Source organism: Nocardioides dubius (genome assembly GCF_039528155.1).
Lineage (GTDB): Bacteria > Actinomycetota > Actinomycetes > Propionibacteriales > Nocardioidaceae > Nocardioides > Nocardioides dubius.
Genome location: NZ_BAAALG010000018.1, coordinates 8,647 through 31,104 on the forward strand (window position 1 = coordinate 8,647; position 22,458 = coordinate 31,104).

The following is a 22,458-nucleotide window of genomic DNA, read 5'->3' on the forward strand; positions in this document are numbered from 1 at the left end:
CCGATGGTGGTGTTGAAGAAGCCACCCGCCAGCATGCCGGCGCCCTTGATCTTGTTGATGTCCCAGGTCAGCGTGGCGTCGAAGGCCAGCAGGTTTGCGACATTGAGGCTGATCCCCTCGTTCTCGAGCTCGAGGGTGTAGACGTAGCCGGCGTTCTGGGCGAACCAGACCTCGCCCTGGCCGCTGACCCGCATCAACGAGACGTCCTCGCTGGTCACGATCTTCTTGGCCATCTTGGCCATGCTGCCGGACTTCTCGTGGTGGAAGGCCACGTTGCCCTGGTAGGCGACCATCGCGCCCTTGGTGGCGAGAACATCCGGTCCGAGACCTACTCGGATCATCTGGTTGTTCTGCATCGCCCATCGCTCAGGGCTGGAGACCCGGACATGCTCGGCGTCAAAGAGTTCGCTCCTCATGAGGCCAAGCATGCCCAGCCGATCCCCGCCTCACACGCGTTCCGGCACAGAAACCGGACACGGTGAGGCGGGGCGACGCCGTCAGGCGAGGTGAGGGCTCAGGCCTCGGCCTCGGCCTTGATCTGCGCGAGGGTCTGCTCCATGCCGCGTTGCAACTCGTTGGTGAAGGCCGGCACCCCGCCGAACACGGCCTTGGTCAGCCGCACCGACAGGTCCGAGATGCCCTTGGGCGCCTCACGACGCTCGGTCAACTGCGTGCCACCGTCCGCCGTCTCCTCGAGGTGGTAGGACCACACCGTCCAGTTCTCCTTCACCTTGAAGGCGAACTGACGCTCGTGGTCGACGGTCTCGATCCGGGCCTGGGTGGGCCACACGAGCAGCCCACGACGGTTGATGTTGAACATCGTGGCGCCGGCGGTGACGGCGCCACCTCGCACGAAGGTCTTGGCGGTCTGCGGGCTCCAGCGCGCATAGTTGCGCGGGTCGCTCACCAGACCCCACACCTTGGACGGCGGAGCCGCGATGGTCACGCTGGCCTCGATCGGGGCGACGTCGGTCATGGGCACGGTAGAACCTCCGGGTTGGGTTACTGAACGCTATCCAGTAGCACCACTATCCGGCAATGCCGAGGAGCTCGTTGGGCACTTGCGGAAGTTCCCAGCTGGCGACCACACGACCACTGGCGACGTCGACCGCGTGCACCTGCTTGGTCTTCGGCTCGCTCACCCAGGCGGTGTCGCCGACCACGCTCAGCGTGGGACGCGGCTGCTGCCAGTCGGTGGGCTCGCGCCACGGCGCGGTCACCTCGACCGTGCGCTCGACCTTGCCGGACGCCGGGTCGATGATCCGCAGGCCGCCGTCGGTGCCGAGCACCAGCGCCTCACCGTCGGCACCACGCCCCAGCGAGCGGAACGAGTAGCTGGCCCCCAGGTCGACCAGTCGCAGCTTGTCGGTGGCGGTGTCGATCAGGCTGATCCGGGTCGGGCGCTCCAGCTCGGCGTCCGGGTCCACCTTGTAGTCGCCGAGCAGCACCGGGGACTGCTCGCTGCCGGCGAGATTGCCGATCCGCGCATAGTCGTCCGGCGCGTCCACCTTGGTGAACTCGTCGCCCTTCAGCAGCAGGACGCCGTCCTCGCAGCCGAACGCGACGACCTCCGCAGCCACGGCCTCGCCGTGCACGCCGGGGCACTCGTCGTAGCGGGCGATCTCGTCGCCGTCGGTCGAGCGGACGGTGACCGAGGACCGAGCCTCCTCGGTGCCGTCGGTGGCGACCAGGGCGCCGTCCTCGCGGATCAGCGCGACGCCGTGGTGGGCGTGTGCGGTGGCGTAGTCGGTGGTCTCGGGGTCGCCGTCGGCGAGGTGGTGCGGGTCGAAGGTGGTGATCGCGCCGGTTCCGTCGGCGAACAGGACGGTCCGGTCGGCGTGGACGACGGCGTGCCCGGCCTGCTCGGCGGCGAAGACGGTCCCGGTCATCCGCGGTTGTGCGGTGTAGGAGTGCCCGTGGTCGCCGTGCGCCTGGGTCCAGGCACCGAGGTCAAGCACCTCGAAGCCGCGCCCGGTGCTGACCAGAGCGTGCCGGCCGTCACCGGCCTGGTTCAGGCGCAGGAAGCCCTCCATCTCGATCTCGCCGACCACCTCGCCGTCGCCGGCGCGCAGCACGGTGATGCCGCCGTCATGGGTGATCGCGAGCCGCGACTCCGGCCGGGCGGCCTCGGTGGCGTCGCTGGTCTCCTCCTGGTGCTTCTCCTCTGCATGCGGCGCCTCGGCGGCGCCCTTCGACTCGGCTTCGGTCTCGCCGCAGGCGGCCAGCGCCAACCCGAGCGCAACGACAACGGGGATCAATCGTCTGTTCATGAGAACGATTCTCATTGCAAATGAGAATCGTTGTCAAGAAGGGACGGCGATCGGCTATCTCGGCCCGTGGGTGTGCAGCCACAGCACCGGGCCCGGCAGCGAGGCGCCCAGGTCAGCAACCGCGGCCAACGCCTTGCCCGTGTAGACCGGCTCCAGGTCCAGGCCCACCCGGGCCGCGGCGGCGACGGCAGCGACCGAGGCCGGCGTCGGGTCGCCGTAGGTCGCACCGAGCCAGTCGTCGCGGGTGTCCAGGTCGCCGGCCGCGATCGTCGGCACCCCGCTCGCGCCGCGCGAGCGCAGCAACTCGCCGGTCCGGTTCGCCAACCGCGCCATCACCGCGGCGTCCAGCGGGAACGAGTCGTTGACGACGACGCCCAGCACCCGGCTGCGCAGCCCCGCGATCCTGAGCCCGAGGGTGAGCCCGGCAGTGGTGCCGCCCGAGCCGATCGGGACCACCACCGTCGCCGGCTCCGGCAGCTCACCGGCCTCGACCTGTGCCGCGATCTCCAACGCCGTCTCGACATACGCCAACGTGCCGACCGGGTTGGAGCCTCCGGCCGGCAGGTACCAGGGCGGCGTCAGCCGCAACCCGCTGCGGTCGCAGGCCCGGGCCAGCAACCAGGGCGCCGCCAGCCGCAGCTGCCGCGGCGAACGGAAGCGATGGATCACCGCCTCACTGGCGACCAGCCGCTCCCACTGCTCGCGGACATGGTCGTCGACCGGTTGGTCGACCAGCCCCAACACGGTGCGCAACCCGCCCTGATCGGCGTAGCGGGCACACGCCAGGCCCCAGTGCGTGCCGATGCCGCCCACCGTGAAGAGCGTGCGCACCCCGCGCCGCTGCGCCTCGGGAATGATCCACTCCAGCTTGCGGACCTTGTTGCCGCCCCAGGGTCCGTCGCCGAACTCGTCGTCGCGCTTGACCCACAGGCCGTCGGCGACGCCCGGGATGTCGACCTGCTCGACCCGCGTCGGGGCGGTGCCCAGCGGGCGCCGGGTCAGGTCCAGCCCGGGCCAGCGGCGGTGCAGCTGGGAGGGGGCAGCAGGCGAGCTGGGCACGGGGCACCTCGGCGTTCGTCGACGACGGTCGTGCCCCGCACGCTACCCCCGCCCTGACCGCTCAGGAGCCGGCCTGCTGCTCCGCCCACCAGGCGCGCAGCGCGGCCTCGGCGGCCTCCGGGCTCTGCGGCCCGTGGTCCATCCGCAGCTCCAGCAGGAACTTGTAGGCCTTGCCGACCACCGGCCCAGGGGCGATCTGCAGGATCTGCATGATCTGCGCGCCGTCGAGGTCGGGACGCATCGCGTCCAGCTCCTCCTGCTCCGAGAGCCGCGCGATCCGCTCCTCGAGGCTGTCGTAGGTGCGTCGCAGCCGGTCCGCCTTGCGCTTGTTGCGGGTGGTGCAGTCGGCCCGGGTCAGGATGTGCAGCCGCTCCAGCTGGTCACCGGCGTCACGCACGTAGCGGCGCACGGCGGAGTCGGTCCACTCGCCGGAGTCGTAGCCGTGGAAGCGCAGGTGCAGCTCGACGAGCTTGCTGACCGCGTCGATCTGATCGTTGGAGAAGCGCAGCGCCCGCATCCGCTTGCGGGTGATCTTCGCGCCCACCATGTCGTGGTGGTGGAAGGTGACCGTGCCGTCGTCGAGGAACTTGCGGGTCCGTGGCTTGCCGACGTCATGCATCAGCGCCGCGAAGCGGCTGATGAAGTCCGGTTCGGCGTCCGGGCCGCCGCGGGCCTTCTCCAGGTCGATCGCCTGCTCCAGCACGGTCAACGTGTGCTCGTAGACGTCCTTGTGCCGGTGATGCTCGTCGCGCTCCAGCGCCAACGCCGGCAGCTCGGGCAGCACGTACTCGGCCAGTCCGGTGTCCACCAGCAGCCGCAGCCCGCGGCGCGGGTAGGGCGCGCAGATCAGCTTGACCAGCTCGTCACGGACCCGCTCGGCGGAGATGATCTCGATCCGCGCGGCCATCTCGGTCATCGCCGCGACCACCTCGGGCGCGGGGGTGAAGCCCAGTTGGGCCGCGAAGCGAGCCGCCCGCATCATCCGCAACGGGTCGTCGGAGAACGACTGCTCCGGGGTCCCCGGCGTCCGCAGCACGCCGGCCGCGAGATCGACCAGGCCGCCGAACGGGTCCTCGAAGCCCCGGTCCGGGATGGTCAATGCCATCGCGTTCACGGTGAAGTCGCGCCGCCCGAGGTCGCCCTCCAGCGTGTCGCCGAAGTTCACCTCCGGCTTGCGCGAGTCCGGGTCGTAGGCCTCGGAGCGGAAGGTGGTGATCTCCACCTGCCAGCCGCCGATCCGCGCGCCGATCGTGCCGAAGTCGCGCCCCATGTCCCAGATCGCGTCGGTCAGGCCGCGCAGCAGCCGCTCGGTGACGTCGGGACGTGCCGAGGTGGTGAAGTCCAGGTCGTTGTGCAGCCGGCCCAGCATCGCGTCGCGCACCGGCCCGCCGACCAGCGCGATCGTGTGCCCTGCCTCACTGAAGCGGCGCCCTAGCTCGTCGATCACCGGAGCCAGTCGGTCGAGCTCGCGCGCGACCCGCTCCTGTACGTCGGAGATCAGCAGGGGCGTGGGTTCAGCGTCGGACACGGGAGACAAGCCTACGCGGCGAGGCGGGGCCGATAGAGTCGACGCCGTGATTCCCCCGGTGGCCCGCTTCCTCGCGCCTCTGGTGTCCGTGGCCTTCCTCCTCCCGACAGCCACGATGACGCCTGCGCACGCCGAGCCGAGCGACCCCGGACACCACAAGCAACGCGCTCAGACCAGCGAGGCGCGCAAGTCCGCCGGCGGCAAGGTCTCGCGCTCCGCGCGACGGGCGCCGACGAAGGACTCCTTCGAGGTCACCATCGAGAACGTCTCGCCGGCGGTGATCCCCAAGAAGGGCGCGATCACCCTCAACGGCAGCGTCACGAACCTCACCGAGAGCACCTTGACCGGGCTCAACGTGCACCCGCTCTCGTCCTACGCACCGTTCCAGAGCACCGCGGAGCTCACGGCCGCAGCGGACGCCGACGCCGACGCGAACCTCGGCGGCGAGCGACTGCAGAACCCGGCCGTCCTCGACAACTCGATCAGCCAGCTCGCCGCCGGCGCCACCGCCCAGTGGCGGGTGCGGGTACCCGTCAAGGAGTTGCGGATCACCGGCAGCGAAGGCGTCTACCTGCTCGGCGTCCAGGTCCTCTCCGACAGCGCGGACGGCGGCCGCGACGGCCTCGCGGACGGCCGCGCCCGGACCTTCGTGCCCCTGGTGGACAACCAGCGCGACCCCGTCACCACCGGCGTGGTGGTGCCGATCCGCCGCGCCGTGACCTTCACCGCGGAGGGCCGCGTCGATGGCGTCGACCTCTGGGCCACCGAGCTCGCCCCCGGCGGCCGGCTGGCCGACCTGCTGGACCTGATCGTCAGCGGCACGCCCGCCACCACCACGGTCCTGGTCGACCCCGCCGTGGTCGACGCCGTCCAGCAGCTCGCCGATGGCAACCGGCCCCGCAACATGGCCGCGACCGTCGAGCCCGAGGAGGAGGACGGCGACGACGACGCCGCCACCGAGGAGACCGAGGAGCCTGCGCCGCTGGAGGGGATCGATGCCCGCGCCGCCGAGCTCGCCACCGCATGGCTGGCCCGGCTGACCACCCAGCTCAAGTCCAGCGACGTGCTGGCCCTGCCCTACGGCGACGTCGACGTCGCCGCGGCCAGCCAGTACTCCGGCGCCACCATCAGCGATGCCGGTGCCGCGTCCAGCGCCTCGCTGCTCGGACACGGCGTGGTCAGCACGCCGGCGGTCGCCCCGCCGAGCGGCCTGCTGCCGATGACCGCGATGAAGAGCACCGACGACGCCGTGGTGCTGCTGTCCAACCACGCACTGCCGGAGCGCTTCGCCACCGAGGCCGCGGACACCGCGGCGATCCAGGTCGGCGACAGCCAGGCCCTGATCTACACCGACAGCTACCGCGGCGCCGACCCCTACGACCGGACCAGCGCCGTGGCGATGCGGCAGCGGATCCTGGCCGAGGCCGCGGTCCGTGCGGTCAGCGGCGACACCAGCCCGCTGCTGGTGAACCTGCCCGCCGAGCTCGACCCGGGCTACGCTGCGGACTCGTTCTTCGACTCGCTCGACCAGCCCTTCGTCGACCTCGGCCCGCTCAGCGACGTCCGCTCGCAGATCAAGGAGTTCGCCGAGACCGACACGCTGGTCTACCCGCAGCGCCAGGTCAACGCCGAGCTGTCGCCGTCGCACTTCACCGCGGCCGACCGGCTGGCGGAGACCGGCGCCACGCTCGATGAGCTGCTCCCCCTCAACGACACGCTGGCCGCGCAGGTGCGCGAGGAGGCGCTGACCACTGTCTCGGTGCACAGCCGCTCCGACAAGCTCGAGGCACTGACCCGGATCAGCGCCTCCACCGACTGGCTGCGCCGGCACCTGGCCAAGGTCGAGCTGAGCACGCCGTCCTTTGTCATCCTCTCCGCCGAGAGCGGCCCGTTCACGATGACCGTGACCAACGGCCTCGAGCAGCCGGTCGCCTTCGCGGTGCGCGCCGAGACCGACGCCGAGTTGCAGATCAAGGCCCCGGCCACCATCGAGCTCGAGGCCAACACCTCACGCACCTTCACCCTGACGGCGAAGGCCGGCACCATCGGCGTCCACCAGGTCGACCTGGTGGCGGTCACCCTCGACGGCTCCCCGATCGGCACGGTCGGGCAGCTCAGCGTCCGCTCCAACTCGGTCGGCAAGGTGATCTGGGTGGTGCTCGGCGTCGGCGTCGGCATCCTCTTCATCGCGATCGCGATCCGCCTCGGCAAGCGGATCAGGAAGCGGGACGCCTGATGGCCAAGCATCGCGACGTCGCGTCGTCCTCGGTGCTCGGCAGCAGCGTGGTGATGGCTGCCGGAACGATGGTCTCCCGGCTCAGCGGCTACCTGCGCACGATCCTGCTGGCCGCAGCGCTGGGCAACATGCTGCACGCCGACCTGTTCAACATCGCCAACACGATCCCGAACATGGTCTACATCCTGCTGGCCGGCGGCATCTTCAACGCCGTGCTGGTGCCGCAGCTGGTCCGCTCGATGAAGAACGATCCGGACGGCGGCGAGGCCTACACCAACCGGATCATCACCCTGGCCGCGCTCTTCCTCGGCACCGTCACCGTGCTGCTGGTGCTCTTCGCGCCGATCGTGATGGGCATCTTCCTCGACGCCTCGTTCGACGACCCCTCACTCGCCGCGCAACGCGAGAGCATCGTCAACTTCGCGCGCTTCTGCCTGCCGCAGGTCTTCTTCTACGGCATGTTCGTGCTGGTCGGTCAGATCCTCAACGCACGCGGGCGATTCGGCCCGATGATGTGGGCGCCGATCGCCAACAACGTGATCTCGGTGGCGGTGCTCGGCATCTACCTGGTGGTCTTCGGCCCGGCCCAGGGCGCCGAGCAGTGCGGCCCCTTCACCACCTCGCAGGAGATGCTGCTGGGCATCGGCTCCACCCTCGGCATCGTCGCCCAGTTCGCGATCCTGCTGCCCTATCTGCGCGCGGCCGGCTTCCGCTATCGCCCGCGCTTCGACTTCCGCGGCACCGGCCTGGGCCACACCCTGCGCCTCGGCATGTGGACCGTGCTCTTCGTGGTGGTCAACCAGATCGCCTACACCGTCGTGGTCCGGCTCGCCTCCAGCGGAACCGCCACCACCGTCGGTGAGTGTGGCCAGAGCGTGACCTCAGCCGGAACCGGCTACACCGTCTACTCCAACACCTACCTGATGGCGATGGTGCCGCACGCGATCATCACCGTCTCGCTGGCCACCGCGGTGCTGCCGACGCTGTCGCGGCACGCCGCCGACGTCGACCTGCGCGCTCTGGCCAACACGCTCTCCTCCACGATGCGCACCGCGCTGGCGCTGATCATCCCGTTCGCGGCACTGCTGCCGTTCCTGGTCGAGCCGATCGCCCGGATCGTCTGGGCTTACGGGGCGACCGCCGACAGCTACCAGAACTTCGCGCCCTCGTTGGCACTCTTCGCCCCGGCACTCTTCTTCTTCACCATCCACTACTTCATGCTCCGCGGCTTCTACGCCCTGGAGCGCACCCGCACCGTCTTCTTCATCCAGTGTGCGGTCTCTGCCACCAACATCGCCCTCGCCGTGCTGCTGGTCCGCCGCACCGACGCCTGGTTCACCTCGCCGGCGCTGGTGATCGCCTTCGGCGGCGCCTACGCGGTCGGGGCGACCCTCTCCTTCTTCCAGCTGCGACACGCGCTGGGCGGCCTGCACCTGCGGACCCTGGTCTCGTTCCTGCTGCGCACCGCGCTGGCGGCGCTGATCGCCAGCACCGCCGCCTGGCTGGTGCTGCAGCTGGTCACCGACGCGTTGGACGATGCCGGCTGGCTCGGCGTGGCGCTGTTGCTCGCGATCACCGGGCTGGTCGACGTAGTCGTCTTCCTGATCGCGGCGAGCGCCTTCCAGATCCGTGAAGTGTCGGATCTGCTGGCGATGATCACGCGTCGGCTTCCGCTGCCCCGCAGACGCTAGGAAGCGCTCTACGATGACCAGCAACGGCCTCTGCTGAAACGCGGAGCATCAGCCAAGCAAAGGGGGAGACCTGCCCAGCTCGATGCGACCCGGAGACGTGCTCACCGGGCGCTACCGCCTCATCGACCTGCTCAGCGATGCGCGGGGCGGTCGGTTCTGGCGTGCCTGGGACGGCGTCCTCGCCCGGCCGGTCGCGGTGCACCTGATCAGCCGGGAGGACCCGCGCGCCGAGGTGCTGATCGATGCGGCACGTCGCTCGGCGCAGGTGCTCGACCCGCGGCTGCTGCGGGTGCTCGACGCCGGCGTCACCGATGACTGGTGCTACGTCGTCAACGAGTGGGGCGAGGGGCACTCGCTCGACATCCTGCTCGCCGAGGAGCCGCTGTCGCCGCGGCGAGCGGCCTGGGTGGTGGGCGAGGTCGCCGAGCTGCTGGCCACCGCGCACGGCCTGGGCATCACCCACGGGCGGCTGGTTCCGGACAACGTGATGATCGACGACCGCGGCTCGGTGAAGGTGGTCGGCTTCGCCGTCGACGCCGCTCTGCACGGCGTCACCCCGGCCGCGCTCGGCGCCGAGCTGGTCGATCTGGTGGGTCTGCTCTACGCCGCCTTGACCGGCAAGTGGCCCGGCCCGTCGAGCTCGCGCGTGCCGACGGCGCCGCGCGACCACGGCCGGGTGCTGCGGCCCCGCCAGGTGCGGGCCGGCGTGCCGCGGGTGCTGGACGCGTTGTGCGACGGCGTCTTCAACCCCGATCACGCCCTGCCCGGGCAACGCGTCCGCTCGGCCTCCGAGGTCGCGATGGCGATGTTCGACTTCATCGGCGACCGCACCGCGGTCGCCGAGGCGGAGGCCGCCCGCAACCGCGGCAACACCTCGCCGCGGATCCCGCGGATCGAGACCTTCGCCCTGGCGCCCGGCCTTCCTGCCGACGAGGAGCCCGCCACCGAGCAGCCCGCTGCCGACGCGACCGACGACGACGCCACCCAGGTGGGCGCGCCCCCCGTGCCCGACCTGCCCGGCGAGATGACCCAGGCCGGAGTGCCGGTCTTCGACGACGAGATCCTCGACCCCGAGTGGCGGACCCCGAGCCCGAAGCCCGCACCGCCGCCCCCGCCGTTCGAGGACAACCCCGAGCGGCCGCTCTTCGCACCCGACCCGCCGGAGGGCCGTCCGGCGCGCACGCCTCGCCCGGACGTGCCGGAGATCTCCGACTCCTCGGCCTTCTGGCCGTGGGGCACCGAGGTCGGCAAGGTGCCGATCATCGACGAGGAGCCCGAGGAGGAGGAGCCGGTCCCGGGCCGCGGCTGGATGCGCGGCGCCTGGATCCTCGCCGTCGCGCTGCTGGTGCTGCTCGCGATGATCTACGGGTTCAACCGCGGCCTCAACGACGGCGGTGGTGGTGACGACGACGCCCCCACCACGGAGCCGAGCAGCCAGTCCCAGGCGACCGGCGACCCGGTCTCTCCCAAGGCCACCTTCGACTTCGATCCGCAGGGCGGTTCGGACGGCGAGAACGCCTCACTGGTGGCGCTGGCCTTCGACGGCGACTCCCAGACCCGGTGGCAGACCAGCCGCTACAAGCAGAACTTCGGCCCGGGCGGTCTCAAGGACGGCGTCGGACTGCTGATCGACCTCGGCCGCGAGCGCGACCTGTCGCAGGTCTCGGTCGAGGTGGCCGGCGGGCCGACCGACCTCGAGCTGTTGGGCTTCACCGGCAGCGAGCGTCCGACGGATCTGTCGGCCAGCACCGTGCTCGCCAGCGCCCAGGGCGCCGACGGCGTCGCCCGGCTCAACCCGCAGCAGCCGGCGAGCACCCGGTGGGTGGCCGTCTGGCTGACCAGCCTGCCCGACCCGGACGGGTTCCGCGGCCAGGTCGCCGAGGTGCAGATCCGGTCATGACCACCGCGGATCGCGACGACCGCGAGCTACTCGACGCCCACGTCTCGGGGGACCCCGAGGCGTTCGGCGAGCTGTTCGCCCGGCATCGCGACCGGCTGTGGGCGGTCGCGCTGCGCACGATGGGCAACCGCGAGGACGCCGCAGACGCGCTGCAGGACGCGCTGATCTCGGCGTTCCGCAGGGCCGGCTCGTTCCGCGGCGACAGTCAGGTCACCACCTGGCTGCACCGGATCGTCGTCAATGCCTGCCTGGACCGGCTCCGCGCGCTCAAGGTGCGTCAGGCCGACGCCCTACCCGACGACCTCGAGGAGCACGTCGGCCGCGGCTCGACCCACACCATCAGCACGGTCGAGCAGCCCGACGCCGCCGCCCTCGCCACCGAGCGCCGGGAGCGGGTGCTGGCCGCACTCGCCACCCTGCCGGCGGACCAGCGCGCTGCCCTGGTGCTGGTCGACATGGAGGGCTATCCGGTCGCCGACGTCGCGGTGATGCTGGATTGCGCGGTCGGTACCGTGAAGTCGAGATGTGCGCGCGGACGGCGCCGCCTGGCAGCGCTGCTGACGGAGTACGGCGTCACCCAGGTCACAACCGAGGACGGGAACCGCCCGCCGCCCGCCGCCGTCCCACCCAGTGATGCCCCACGCGGTCCACCCTCCTGACCCCGCCTTGAGACGACCGCAGCATCCGTGACACGACCAAGCCTGGGAGGTGAACCGTCGTGACCGAAGAATTCGAAGAATCCGAAGTGACCCGGTGGCTCCGGGGCGCTCGTGCCACTGAGCCGATGCCCGACGACGTCGTTGCACGCCTGGACGACACCCTGGCCGAGTTGGTCAGCTCCCGCTCCGCCGAGGCCGAGCTGCCGGCCGCGGACGGCCCGGAGGTCACGGCCGAGTCCGAGACCGACGAGTCGAACGTGACGCAGCTGCGCCCGCGACGCCGGCGCAACGCGCTGCTGGCCGCTGCGGCCGCCGTGATCGTGATCGGCGCCGGCGGCTCCTACGTCGCCCAACTCGGCAGCAGCTCCGGGGATGGCTCCAACGCCACCCCGGCGAGCTCGGCCGAGGCAGAGGTCAGTGAGAGCTCCGATTCGCTCTCCGACCAGGGGTCGTCTAGCGAATTCGCGCCGGAGCAGGACCTCGCTGACGGCCGTGGGAACTCGGCCGGTCTCTCCGGTGAGTTGAAGCTCGATTCGCTGCGCAGCACGCTGAGCTACCTCGAGCCGCCGCTCACGAAGCGTGAGCAGCGTCAGGTCGAGCGCGCTGTCGCCGAAGCGCTCCCAGCCGGGAGCGACAGCGAGGGCTACTCCGGCTCCGCCAACCGCCTGCAGCTCAAGAAGATGACGGCGTCGAGCTGCGCGGCCCTCAAGAATGAACCGACGCCGGCCCGCGCCGACGTCACGTACTACCTGGTGCGGCAGACCTCGGACACGCCGCGTGTCATCGACATCGTCACCTGCGAGAAGGGCGAGGAGCGGCCGCTCACTTCGGTCACCCTGGCACCGCGGGAATGAGCGGTACGTAGGATCGGTTCCGTCTACGTACCGACGATCCTCACCCCGGCCAGGAGGCCTCGCGCACCATGAGCACCGACATCCGCAACGTCATCATCATCGGCTCCGGACCGTCGGGCTACACCGCCGCGGTGTACGCCGCCCGCGCCGCCCTCCACCCGCTGGTCTTCGAGGGTGCGGTCACCGCCGGTGGCGCACTGATGAACACCACCGAGGTGGAGAACTACCCCGGCTTCCGCGACGGCATCATGGGCCCGGCGCTGATGGACGAGATGCGCGCCCAGGCCGAGCGGTTCGGTGCCGAGCTGATCCCGGACGACGTGATCGAGGTCGACCTCACCGGTGACATCAAGATCGTGAAGACCGCCACGGACACCTACCGTGCGCGCTCGGTGATCCTGTCCACCGGCTCCGCCCACCGCAAGCTGCACCTGCCCAACGAGGACACCCTCTCCGGCCGCGGCGTCTCCTGGTGCGCGACCTGCGACGGCTTCTTCTTCCGCAACCAGACGATCGCGGTCGTCGGCGGCGGCGACTCCGCCGTGGAGGAGGCCACCTTCCTGACCCGCTTCGCAGAGAAGGTCTACCTGATCCACCGCCGCGACGAGCTGCGCGCCTCGAAGGTGATGCAGGAGCGCGCCTTCGCCGACCCGAAGCTCGAGGTCATCTGGAACTCCGAGGTCGCCGCCATCAACGGCACCGAGAGCCTGGAGAGCCTGACCCTGCGCGACACCGTCACCGGCGACACCTCCGAGCTGCCGGCCACCGGTCTCTTCATCGCGATCGGCCTGGACCCGCGCAGCGAGCTGTTCGCCGGCCAGATCGAGATCGACGACGAGGGATACGTGAAGGTGGACTCCCCCACCACGCGCACCAACCTGCCCGGCGTCTTCGCCTCCGGCGACCTGGTGGACAGCTCCTACCAGCAGGCGATCACCGCAGCCGGCACCGGTTGCACCGCCGCTCTCGACGCCGAGCGCTACATCGCGGACCTGGACCACGCTGCCGCCACCGCGGCCGCCGTCTCGGTCTGACCCCCGCTTCGGGAATCTCTCGATTCCCGACGTTGTTCCATCCACGTCAACCGACCATCAGAAAGGCATCACCGTGGGCAACATCCCAGCTGTGACCGACGCCGACTTCGACGCCGAGGTCCTCAAGTCCGACAAGCCCGTTCTGGTCGACTTCTGGGCTGAGTGGTGCGGTCCGTGCCGCCAGGTCTCCCCGATCCTCGACGAGATCGCAGCCGCGCACGGCGACAAGATGGGCTTCTTCAAGCTCAACGTCGACGAGAACCCGGTGACCCCCTCCAACTACCGGGTCAGCGGCATCCCCACCCTGAACGTCTACCAGGGCGGCGAGGTCGTCAAGACCATCGTCGGCGCGAAGCCGAAGGGCGTGCTCCTCAAGGAGCTCGCCGACTTCATCGGCTGAGCCACCAACCGCTTCGGGCCTCCGTGGTCTCGCTCCGGCGAGGCCGCGGGGCCACGATCGGAGGGCGCACCGCCACCACGAGTCGGCGCCAGCTCGCAGCCAGTTCTTCGGACCACGGCAGCGTACGGCGCAGACTCATCCGCAATCGCGGATAGGTGGGGTGCGCTCGCTGCATTTCAAAGCCGACCGCACTGGCGAACGCCTCCGGCAGCAGGCACTCGCATCTGCCGTGCCCGCCGGTGGTCCCGGTCGTGGCGATCACCTCGAGGGCGTCGGCAGCATGACGTTGGATCAGATCCTTGGCCGTTGCCTGGATCAATGACTTGGCCACTCCCCCTCCGCGCCAGCGTGGGTCCACCCAGGTGCCGAGCAGCAGGACCGTGCCGTCGTCGATCGGGCCACTGAGCGGGAGGGTCCCACCGGGCACGAGATCCCCGGGGGCGTAGAAGGTGAAGCCGATCAGCTCGCCGTCGACGATGGCGACCTGGCCGCAGGTTCCCCAGGTGGTGAGTGTGCGCGAGAGCCATGCTCGCTTGAGGGCCTCGGCGTCGTCGCCGCCGAGCACATGACGGGCTCGCGGGTCGAACTCCCAGAACGTGCAGCGTCGGCTCTCGAGCGGCAACCGGTCGAGATGGTCGAGGTGGAAGGCGGTCGTTCGACGAGGCATGCATGTCTCCAAGTGGGTGGAGTCACGCCCTAGTCTAGTTCTCCCACGCGCCGATCACCGGTCGCTCATTCGTCGCATCACTAGGAGCACCATGCCCGACATCAGCTACCCCGTCGTCGTCGCCGCCGCGAAGACCTGGTTCAAGTTGGGTGCGGTCGACGTGCAGATGGAAGGGATCGAGCACCTTCCCGAGACCGGCGGTGCACTGCTCGCGGTGAACCACACCTCCTACGTCGACTACCTGATGGCCGGGTACCCGTCGGTGGCTCGCGGTCGCTACACCCGGTTCATGGCGAAGCGCGAGGTCTTCGACCACCCGGTGGGTGGCCCGGTGATGCGGTCCTTCAAGCACATCAGTGTCGACCGCTCGGCCGGGCTCGAGTCGATGGACGTCGCAGCCGAGGCATTGCGTCGTGGGGAGATCGTCGGCATCTTCCCGGAGGCCACGATCTCGCGAAGCTTCCTGATCAAGGACCTGAAGACCGGAGCCGTGCGGATCGCAGCCAGGGCGGGCGCGCCGCTGATCCCGGTGGTGACCTGGGGTTGCCAGCGGATGTTCACCAAGGATCACCCGAAGGACTTCAAGCGCGGCAAGACGGTCCTGGTGAAGGTCGGTGAGCCGATGTATCCGACCGGTGCCGACCCGGTCGCCGAGACCGCCGAGCTCCGGTCGCGGATGGAGGCGCTGCTCGACGCGTGCATCCGCGAGTACCCGGCCGAGGAGCAGCCCCCGGGCTCGTGGTGGCTGCCCGCCAGCTACGGCGGCTCAGCTCCCACGCTCGAGGAGGCCGAGGCGATCGACGCCGAGGAGAAGCGCAAGCGCGCAGCCCGCAAGCGCGAGAAGGCCATGAAGAAGCGGAAGAAGTAGTCCAAGGTTTCACGGGAAACGTTCCCTAAGCGATCAGTCGCTATGTCGGTTTGTCGACATAGCGACTAATCGCTTTATAGGTGGGTTCCACGCTCAGCCAGGCGGGGATCGGGGTGTGCGCGTCGCTGCGCCGGTGGGTGTTCCGTGGGTATCGGCTGACAATCGCTGGCCATTCGGTCGAACAACCGGTGACCACGGGCTCAAAGACATCAGCGGTCGTCGTCGCTGTTCCGGGGCCGTTCGGCTGCCGTCGGCACTCCTGTTCCCAGCCCGCTGGTCGACCCGCCTGGCCGCCCGCTCAGCGTCTGGGTGGCCTCTGACGATCAGCACGCGTTGGCGCTGGTCGTCTTGCCTCAGCGCCTGGTTGTTGCCTCTCCCCCGTCCATCCCGGCGCGCCCGGGCTCACCCCGGCTCACCCGGCCACCCGTGGTGGCGCCTTCGGAGCTGCACGGCGTCCGCCTTCACCAGGGCCCGCCAACACCGGCCCGGGTTAGCCTGCCCGTTCCCCCGGCTCCCTGGTCCTCAGCGTCGCCCACAGGCCTCGCGGCTCCCACGAGCCCTGGTTCCGGGCTGTCAGCTGTCCTCCGAGCAAGCACACCCAGCCGCCTGACCCATCGCCCCCTTGGCCCCTGACCCGTCGGCCAGTTCCCCTGGCCCCTTGGCCATCGGCCTCCGCTCTCTCGGGCCCCGAGCGCCGCCTGCCCGCCAGCGCCATCCAGCACCCGCGGCCTCATGCCTGCCCGCCAGGCCACATCGCTCGGCCCTGCGATCCGCCGTGCCCTCGCATCCGCCCCATCCCCGAGCACCCCAGCAGGTCATCGGCCGCCCTGCTCCCCGACAGCGCGCTCCTGGTCGCCGCGGTTGCGGCACCTCCGATCCTCCAGCCCCTGCCGGTGTACTGCTGTCGGCCTGTCACAGCGGGCAGCCCTGATGGGGCCAGACGAGCTGACCGGCTGCCCGTCAGCACCAAGCCTCCAGTTCATGCTCCCCTTCCTCTCGCGTGTAGCGCCCCTGCGCTGCGGCCCCTCTCGCGGCCTCAGCTCATCCACCTCGCGCACGGAGAGGTCCGAGGATCCCGACGCCCATCCCCCGGGACACCTTGCTGCGGGTGGGCCCCTGGAGGCCGTCAGGCTGGCTCTTGTTTCTGCTGGACGGACAGGCACGTCGATGCAGGTCCCGACCGCCCGACGCCGTGGCCACTCCTGGCGCGGGATGTGTGACCTCGCGGTCGACGCATGCCTCCGCTCGCTCAACACAGAACCCCACGGACAGGGCGCCTCCCAGGTCCGTCCTCGCCGGCCTCAGCCGGGACATGGACTGGCCGGTGCCGGCTACTCGCAGTGGCACTCGAGCCTTCACGCCGGGTCCAGTCATCCGGCCGGTGCGCGTTGCTCCGTAACCGGTCGCCACCCGGGAAAACGACTCCCCAGTTGCCGTGATCTTCGATGCCCCGTGCTCCTGGCGCCCAACGCACGCCGCATGCCCCAGTGATCCACACACGCCTCTGGCGACCCACCAGACTCATCCTGTCGCAATCGCGGCCTCCCGTTGTCGGTTGCACGGTGCAGCATCAGGTCGTCGACCAGAGAGGGCAGTAGCGCTGCAGCCGACAGAGTCGTGGGAGGCAGTTCGGCCCGGGTTGGCGTGCCCGCTTGTTGGGCGCTTGGACGAGGCCCGCTACCCCAGTGCCACGTCCACCACGGCTTCTCCCTGGGAGGCCAATCCCCACCGAGAGGGCCGGTCCACGCCCGGGATGGCCGGACAGGCCCGCGGGATGGCCGAGCTTCGGCCAGAGCGGTCGGATCGCCGCGCGGCCTGGCCGCTTCCCTCCCCTCCCTCCAGGGATCGCAGCGCAGGGTGCGCATCGGGTCCAGGTCCGGCGTGCAGCCGTGCCTCCCGTCACCCTTCTCTCTATAGACGCCTAGCGTCCGCGGTCTGGTCGGTACATAGGGCCCTGCGGGCTGCGACGACTCGCTCACGGTCGTGGTCCACCTCCTCCCTTGAGGCCAGGAGTCGGCGCGCCGCGATCGGATTCGGACGCGCGTTGACGCGAGCCTGCTCCCCTCAGCATCGCGGCGGCAGACCCAACCAGTGCCGCTGGCGGCTGGGGCTGTTAGCGGTCCCGCGCGCCGCCGGCCATGCGGCCCGGCCCTGCTGTGCGCGCCGCGGTGTCCTGCCCGCCATGCCACGCCAGTGGGGTGGCGGGGCCGCCTCGACCCGGTAGTGGCGCGCATTGGATCCAGTACTCATCACGAGGAGTCCAAGGCTCGCCTGCGCTGACGCTTTGGGCTCACTGCCGGTGCCTCAGCGCCGGCCTCGCAGCCACGCGGGGCCGCCTCGACCCGGTGGCGGCGCGTATCGGCTCTCCAGCACTCGTCACGAGGTGCCCAAGGCTCGCCCAGACTGACGCTTTGGGATCGCTACCTGTCCCTCAGCGCCGGCCTCACAGCCACGCAGCCCCGAGAAGCGCCACCACGCCCGTCGGGCCCTTCTAGCCCCGTCGTTGCCTGTTACCGGCCTGATGCTGGGTACAGCGAGCGGCTCGGCGCCGGCGGCCTCGCGGCGATGGCGGGCGGCCCACGGCTCGGCGCCGGCGGCCCACGGCTCGACGCTGGGGGCGCACGGCTCGGCCCTGGCGGCTGGCGGCTCGGCGCTGGCGGCCTGAGGCGGTCCACTTTGTGATTGCCACCGGCTGCTGGGTACGAGCTGATGAGGCTGGCGGGGATCGGCTCGCGGTCGGTCGCACGGACGCCCTGCCGCGTTGGCGTGCGCGTTGCAGATCCTGCCCGGCTAGATTCCAGTGGTCCGCGAGAGCGCGGTGCGTTAAGCCACCGCGGCACCTCCGTGCGGCGGAGTGGCGCCCCTCGCGACTGATCGGGTGGGCAGCACTTACTTACCAACGCCTCCGCGTGCGGTTTCACGGTTCTTGGTTCCACGTGAAACATCCAGCACACGCCTGATCTGCGGGCAATTGGGAGCAGCCCACCCGATCAGTCNCCCCCCCCCCCCCCCCCCCCCCCCCCCCGAGGGGCGCTTCTTGTGCACCGGGACCCCGCCTCGTCCAGTGGCCCAGCCCATCGGCGCGGAGGGCATCGGAGCGCGACCATACGGACGGACCGACCGGCCCCTGGAACCGGAATAGCGCTGCATCGCCCGCATCGAAAGGAACGCACGGCACGGCGAGGTGGGGCCGCGTCACCCTTCTTAGCTCGCACCGCCCCTTCGAGACCACGCCCTTCCACGCTCCTCCAGATGCCCGCGGGGGACCGGCTGCTCGGACGCATACGGGCTAGGCATGCTGTAGGCCGCGCCCACCAGGTGCAAGGGATCATCGACCTTGCGGGCGGATTCGCGCCAACGTGCCGACCGTTCGCCCGGTGCCCTGCGCCCGACGCCCGACGCCCCGAGCCTGGCCATCAGGCCGCGCCCCCTTTCTCGAGGCCACTCAAGGCGAAGAATCGCTCTTTGGAGGTCGACCGAGGCCCGAGATCACGTGCTGCCAAGGACCAGCTGACCAGAACCTCCGCGAACCGGACTTCAGACGCGCTCACACGGACGAGAACTACACCGTTGAAGTTTTGGCGCCAGAGCGGCCCACTAGGGCTTCCAATGGCGCTTTCTGGCCGATTCAGCACCAGTCCCAAGCCGGGGACGACGATCGACGAGTTCTGTCAGGCGGATTCTGAGCGGAGTGGATCCGGTCGCCCAACCACCCACGCTCACCCAGTTCGGCGGCGACGCGACCGAAATGTCCGAATCCGCTCTCCGGCCACGCGGCCCACATCACTTTATCGACTTATTGCTAATTCGCCGCGCAGTCCACGCGCTCAGCTGTACCGGACCAACCCAGAGTCCCCACCCAGCTACCCGTCGACAGACCGCTAGGAAGACAGAAGTGGCGCAGACCATCAGGTCTGCGCCACTTCCAACTCGCTTCGGCAACCGCGTGTGATGCTCCGATCAGATCGGGCGATCCGTCCGGTTCCGCGGATCCATCACCTCGACGATGCGGCGAAGATCATCCATGGAGGCGAACTCCACGGTGATCTTCCCCTTGGACTTGCCCAGGTCCACTTTGACCCGCGTCTCGAAGCGGTCGCTCAACCGGTCCGACAACTCAGTCAGACCGGGTGCCTGAAGCTTGCGACGGGGTGCCCGCTCCTTCTTGCCGTGCTCCCCTACCGCCACGATCTCCTCGAGGCCACGCACGCTGATCCCCTCAGAGACCACGCGCTGCGCGAGCCGGTCCTGGAGGTCCGGGTCCTCGACGCCAAGCAGCGCGCGGGCGTGCCCGGCAGAGAGGACGCCAGCCGCGACCCGACGCTGCACAGCCGGCGAAAGCTTCAGCAGACGAAGCGTGTTGCTGATCTGCGGCCGCGAGCGACCGATCCGCTGCGCGAGCTCGTCATGCGTGCAACCGAAGTCCTCCAGGAGCTGGCCGTAGGCAGCAGCCTCTTCCAACGGGTTCAGCTGGGAGCGGTGCAGGTTCTCCAGGAGGGCGTCCCGGAGCATGTCGTCGTCTTCGGTCTGACGGACGATCGCGGGGATGACCGTCAGGCCGGCCTGCTGCGAGGCGCGCCACCGCCGCTCGCCCATGATCAGCTCGTAGGAGTCTGCTCCATCGCGGCGCACCACGATCGGCTGCAGCAGCCCAACCTCGCGCACCGAGTGCACCAGCTCGGCCATGGCTTCTTCCTCGAAGACCTGGCGCGGCTGGCGGGTGTTGGGGTGAATCGAGCCGATCGGAAGCTCAGCGAAGTAGGCGGTGCCGTCGGCAGCGGGCTCTTCCGGGGCGACAGGAGCCTCTGGAGCGCCACCTGAGGCCGCCACGGCCCGTTCCACCGTCGTGGATCCCCCAGCAACCCCATTGGGGCCTGCAGGAGGCGCCACAGGCTCCGTAGCGGTAGGGATCAGGGCACCGAGCCCCCGGCCCAGACCACGGCGCGGCGCTGACTTCGTCATGCGGGTGCTCCCTTCGTGCTGATCTCACGGGCAGCCTCAAGGTAGCTCAACGCACCCGGAGATCCCGGGTCATACGTCATCACGGTCTGTCCGTAGGAGGGAGCCTCGGAGACACGCACCGAGCGCGGGATCGCCGTCTTCAGCACGGTGTCGCCGAAGTGCTCGCGCACCTCCTCCGCCACACCGGAGGAGAGCCGCGTGCGGCCATCGAACATGGTGATCAGGATCGTGGAGACGTTCAGTGCCTGGTTCAGGTGAGCCCGCACCATCTCCACGGTCTCCAGAAGCTGGCCCAGGCCCTCCAGGGCGTAGTACTCAGCCTGGATCGGGATCAGCATCTCGTCACCCGCGACCAAAGCGTTCAGGGTAAGCAGCCCGAGCGACGGCGGGCAGTCGATGAGCACGTAGTCCAACCGCTCCTCGCCCACCTCGTCGGCGGAACCGACCATGGGGTGCGCGTGGATCGCCTTGCGCAGGCGGCTCTCACGGGCCACCACCGAGACCAGCTCGATCTCAGCGCCGGCAAGGTCGATGGTGGCGGGCACGACCTGCAACAGGTCGTGCTCAGGGCTGGCGTGCATGACCTCGCTCAGCGGCGCGCCATCGACCAGGAGGTCGTACGTCGACGGAGTGCCACGCCGGTGGTCGACAGAGAGCGCCGTGGACGCATTGCCCTGCGGGTCGAGGTCGATGACGAGCACGCGTTGCCCGAGCTGGGCCAGGCCGGCGGCCACGTTGACGGTGGTCGTCGTCTTGCCGACGCCACCCTTCTGGTTGGCCACGACCATCACTCGTGTCGCGTCGGGCCGCTGGCTCGCCATCCGGGTCGTCGTACGAGCGAGGACAGTGTGCTCGGCCGCTTGTGCCAGCGGCGTCGCCTCATCCTCGTACAGGTCCTGGTTCTTGGCGAGATCGCCCGCGGTGCGCACCGTGAAGGTCGGAGTCTCCGGCTCTGTTTCACGTGAAACCATCAGCGCCTCTTCCTGTGGATGATCAGGGCATTTCTGTGGACAGGCACGCTCAGCGCCCAGCCAAAACCGGTGGATAACTCCGCCTAGCGGCGGCGAGATCGCCTGTCCTTCTTGCCCGAGGTTGAACCGTTGCGACGAGTCGCACCCGGCAAACTTACTCGTGTGGGATCGGCCCACGAAACCCGGACCACGGTGGTCTGGGGATCAACGACGCCTGCGCCCACCTGTTGAACGATCGGGGCCGCACAGCGGAGCTTCTTCAAAACAGCTGCGTGGGTCTCGATCTCCTCGGCGGCCGAGCTTCCCTTCATGGCCACCAGCTCGCCATCGGGACCTACGAGCGGCATCGACCAGCGGAGGAGGCGATCGAGCGGGGCCACGGCACGCGAGGTCACCACATCGAACTGCTGGGCGCCTGCCAGGTCCTCAGCGCGCCCCCGGTGAACGGTGACGTTGGAGAGACCGAGATTCTCAGCGACCTCGGTCAGGAAGTCAGTACGCCGGAGCAACGGCTCAACGAGCGTGATGGCGGCATCGGGCCGCATGATCGCCAGCACCAATCCGGGAAGACCGGCACCGGAGCCGATGTCGCAGAGCGTGAAGGCCTCGTCGGGAAGCGCCTCATTCACGACCGCACAGTTCAGGACGTGCCGTTCCCAGAGCCGTGGCACCTCCCGCGGTCCGATCAGGCCACGGACGACGCCGGCATCGGCCAACCAGGCCGTGTAGCGCTCAGCAAGGGACAACCGCTCAGAAGGGAAAACCCCCCGGGCCTCCGCCGGCGTTGCCGGCGGCCCGGGGGGTGTTTCACGTGAAACATCCACCATGACGTCGTCAGTCGGGAAGGACGACCACGTAGCGGCGGGGCTCAGCGCCCTCGGACTCCGAGCTGCAGCCACCGGCGGCGACGGCGTCGTGAACGACCTTGCGCTCGAACGGGGACATCGGCTCCAGGGAGACAGGGGCACCCGTCTCCTTCACCTGGGCCACAGTCCGCTCGGCAAGCTCAGTCAGGCGCTGACGCTGAGCAGCCCGGAAGCCACCGACGTCCAGCATCAGCCGGGAGCGCTCACCGGTCTCGCGGTAGACGGCCAGGCGGGTGAGCTCCTGCAGAGCCTCCAGGACCTCACCGTTGCGGCCGATCAGCTGCTTGAGCTCCGAGCCGACGATCGACACGGATGCCCGGTCGCCCTCGACATCCATGTCGATGTCGCCGTCGAGGTCAGCAATGTCGAGAAGCTCTTCGAGGTAGTCAGCCGCGATCTCGCCCTCGTTCTCGAGGCGCTCGACCTTCGACGGCCTCGGGGCCTCAGTGGTCACGTCATCAGTCACTTGTCACTACTCCTTGTACTGGAGGGA

18 protein-coding genes are annotated in these 22,458 nt (G+C 69.7%); 8 read left to right on the plus strand and 10 right to left on the minus strand.

Translation table 11 applies throughout. The features are described from left to right. The 5 genes from ABD151_RS21185 to ABD151_RS21205 all read right to left on the minus strand — a co-directional run. On the minus strand, nucleotides 1-416 hold a 416-nt coding region (locus tag ABD151_RS21185; protein ID WP_343996859.1), incomplete at its 3' end, for an AIM24 family protein. A gap of 98 nt (nucleotides 417-514) precedes the next feature. After that, complete coding sequence (locus ABD151_RS21190; protein WP_343996860.1) at nucleotides 515-976, minus strand: SRPBCC family protein; 462 nt, start codon at nucleotides 974-976, stop codon at nucleotides 515-517. A 52-nt stretch (nucleotides 977-1,028) separates the two neighbouring features. After that, nucleotides 1,029-2,270: a zinc metallochaperone AztD gene (aztD, locus tag ABD151_RS21195; protein ID WP_343996861.1), complete on the minus strand. Its 1,242-nt coding sequence runs from the start codon at nucleotides 2,268-2,270 to the stop codon at nucleotides 1,029-1,031. A 54-nt stretch (nucleotides 2,271-2,324) separates the two neighbouring features. Then, the gene (locus ABD151_RS21200) at nucleotides 2,325-3,329 is read right to left on the minus strand and encodes a 1-aminocyclopropane-1-carboxylate deaminase/D-cysteine desulfhydrase (RefSeq protein WP_343996862.1); all 1,005 of its coding nucleotides are present in this window, start codon (nucleotides 3,327-3,329) and stop codon (nucleotides 2,325-2,327) included. Between the two features lie 61 nt (nucleotides 3,330-3,390). Continuing rightward, nucleotides 3,391-4,857 (minus strand): CCA tRNA nucleotidyltransferase, encoded by a 1,467-nt coding sequence (locus ABD151_RS21205; RefSeq protein ID WP_415629824.1) that lies wholly within the window; start codon nucleotides 4,855-4,857, stop codon nucleotides 3,391-3,393. A gap of 46 nt (nucleotides 4,858-4,903) precedes the next feature. Here ABD151_RS21205 and ABD151_RS21210 point away from each other — a divergent pair, with 46 nt between their 5' ends. From ABD151_RS21210 to trxA, 7 genes are all read left to right on the plus strand, one after another. Continuing rightward, on the plus strand, nucleotides 4,904-7,093 hold the full coding sequence (locus ABD151_RS21210; RefSeq protein WP_343996863.1) for a hypothetical protein: 2,190 nt from the start codon (nucleotides 4,904-4,906) through the stop codon (nucleotides 7,091-7,093). Beyond that, entirely contained in the window at nucleotides 7,093-8,784 is a 1,692-nt protein-coding gene (gene murJ, locus ABD151_RS21215) for a murein biosynthesis integral membrane protein MurJ (protein ID WP_343996864.1), read from the plus strand. Before ABD151_RS21210 ends, murJ begins: the two co-directional genes overlap by 1 nt. 82 nt (nucleotides 8,785-8,866) lie before the next feature. Continuing rightward, a complete protein-coding gene (locus tag ABD151_RS21220; protein WP_343996865.1) occupies nucleotides 8,867-10,684 on the plus strand; it encodes a protein kinase family protein in 1,818 nt (605 codons plus the stop codon). Continuing rightward, on the plus strand, nucleotides 10,681-11,343 hold the full coding sequence (gene sigM / locus ABD151_RS21225; protein ID WP_343996866.1) for an RNA polymerase sigma factor SigM: 663 nt from the start codon (nucleotides 10,681-10,683) through the stop codon (nucleotides 11,341-11,343). Before ABD151_RS21220 ends, sigM begins: the two co-directional genes overlap by 4 nt. A 125-nt stretch (nucleotides 11,344-11,468) precedes the next feature. Continuing rightward, nucleotides 11,469-12,197: a hypothetical protein gene (locus ABD151_RS21230; RefSeq protein ID WP_343996867.1), complete on the plus strand. Its 729-nt coding sequence runs from the start codon at nucleotides 11,469-11,471 to the stop codon at nucleotides 12,195-12,197. A gap of 68 nt (nucleotides 12,198-12,265) precedes the next feature. After that, entirely contained in the window at nucleotides 12,266-13,231 is a 966-nt protein-coding gene (gene trxB / locus ABD151_RS21235; protein WP_343996868.1) for a thioredoxin-disulfide reductase, read from the plus strand. A gap of 73 nt (nucleotides 13,232-13,304) precedes the next feature. Continuing rightward, complete coding sequence (gene trxA, locus ABD151_RS21240; protein WP_343996869.1) at nucleotides 13,305-13,631, plus strand: thioredoxin; 327 nt, start codon at nucleotides 13,305-13,307, stop codon at nucleotides 13,629-13,631. On the opposite strand, the gene ABD151_RS21245 is transcribed toward trxA, so the two are convergent. After that, nucleotides 13,621-14,298 (minus strand): GNAT family N-acetyltransferase, encoded by a 678-nt coding sequence (locus ABD151_RS21245; RefSeq protein ID WP_343996870.1) that lies wholly within the window; start codon nucleotides 14,296-14,298, stop codon nucleotides 13,621-13,623. The genes trxA and ABD151_RS21245 overlap by 11 nt on opposite strands. A 91-nt stretch (nucleotides 14,299-14,389) precedes the next feature. Between ABD151_RS21245 and ABD151_RS21250 the strand changes: the two genes are divergently transcribed. Further along, nucleotides 14,390-15,166 carry a lysophospholipid acyltransferase family protein gene (locus tag ABD151_RS21250; protein ID WP_343996871.1) on the plus strand — a complete coding sequence of 259 codons (777 nt, stop codon included), beginning with the start codon at nucleotides 14,390-14,392 and terminating at the stop codon, nucleotides 15,164-15,166. Nucleotides 15,167-19,126: 3,960 nt separating this feature from the next. Here ABD151_RS21250 and ABD151_RS21255 read toward each other — a convergent pair. From ABD151_RS21255 to ABD151_RS21270, 4 genes are all read right to left on the minus strand, one after another. Then, nucleotides 19,127-20,128, minus strand: a complete 1,002-nt coding sequence (locus tag ABD151_RS21255) for a ParB/RepB/Spo0J family partition protein (RefSeq protein WP_343996872.1) — start codon at nucleotides 20,126-20,128, stop codon at nucleotides 19,127-19,129. After that, nucleotides 20,125-21,276, minus strand: a complete 1,152-nt coding sequence (locus ABD151_RS21260) for a ParA family protein (RefSeq protein WP_343996873.1) — start codon at nucleotides 21,274-21,276, stop codon at nucleotides 20,125-20,127. Before ABD151_RS21260 ends, ABD151_RS21255 begins: the two co-directional genes overlap by 4 nt. After that, nucleotides 21,183-21,845: a 16S rRNA (guanine(527)-N(7))-methyltransferase RsmG gene (rsmG, locus tag ABD151_RS21265; protein WP_343996874.1), complete on the minus strand. Its 663-nt coding sequence runs from the start codon at nucleotides 21,843-21,845 to the stop codon at nucleotides 21,183-21,185. The genes ABD151_RS21260 and rsmG overlap by 94 nt, the downstream gene beginning before the upstream one ends. A gap of 88 nt (nucleotides 21,846-21,933) precedes the next feature. Beyond that, nucleotides 21,934-22,431, minus strand: coding sequence for a Jag family protein (locus ABD151_RS21270; RefSeq protein ID WP_343996875.1), 498 nt, complete (start codon nucleotides 22,429-22,431; stop codon nucleotides 21,934-21,936). Nucleotides 22,432-22,458: the final 27 nt, after the last annotated feature.

Excerpts from the sequence above, each read along its gene's own strand:
- ABD151_RS21190 (WP_343996860.1), bottom strand. The coding sequence starts at position 976 with ATGACCGACGTCGCCCCGATCGAGGCCAGCGTGACCATCGCGGCTCCG.
- aztD (WP_343996861.1), bottom strand. The coding sequence starts at position 2,270 with ATGAACAGACGATTGATCCCCGTTGTCGTTGCGCTCGGGTTGGCGCTG.
- murJ (WP_343996864.1), top strand. The coding sequence starts at position 7,093 with ATGGCCAAGCATCGCGACGTCGCGTCGTCCTCGGTGCTCGGCAGCAGC.
- ABD151_RS21220 (WP_343996865.1), top strand. The coding sequence starts at position 8,867 with ATGCGACCCGGAGACGTGCTCACCGGGCGCTACCGCCTCATCGACCTG.
- sigM (WP_343996866.1), top strand. The coding sequence starts at position 10,681 with ATGACCACCGCGGATCGCGACGACCGCGAGCTACTCGACGCCCACGTC.
- ABD151_RS21230 (WP_343996867.1), top strand. The coding sequence starts at position 11,469 with ATGCCCGACGACGTCGTTGCACGCCTGGACGACACCCTGGCCGAGTTG.
- trxB (WP_343996868.1), top strand. The coding sequence starts at position 12,266 with ATGAGCACCGACATCCGCAACGTCATCATCATCGGCTCCGGACCGTCG.
- ABD151_RS21245 (WP_343996870.1), bottom strand. The coding sequence starts at position 14,298 with ATGCCTCGTCGAACGACCGCCTTCCACCTCGACCATCTCGACCGGTTG.
- ABD151_RS21250 (WP_343996871.1), top strand. The coding sequence starts at position 14,390 with ATGCCCGACATCAGCTACCCCGTCGTCGTCGCCGCCGCGAAGACCTGG.
- ABD151_RS21255 (WP_343996872.1), bottom strand. The coding sequence starts at position 20,128 with ATGACGAAGTCAGCGCCGCGCCGTGGTCTGGGCCGGGGGCTCGGTGCC.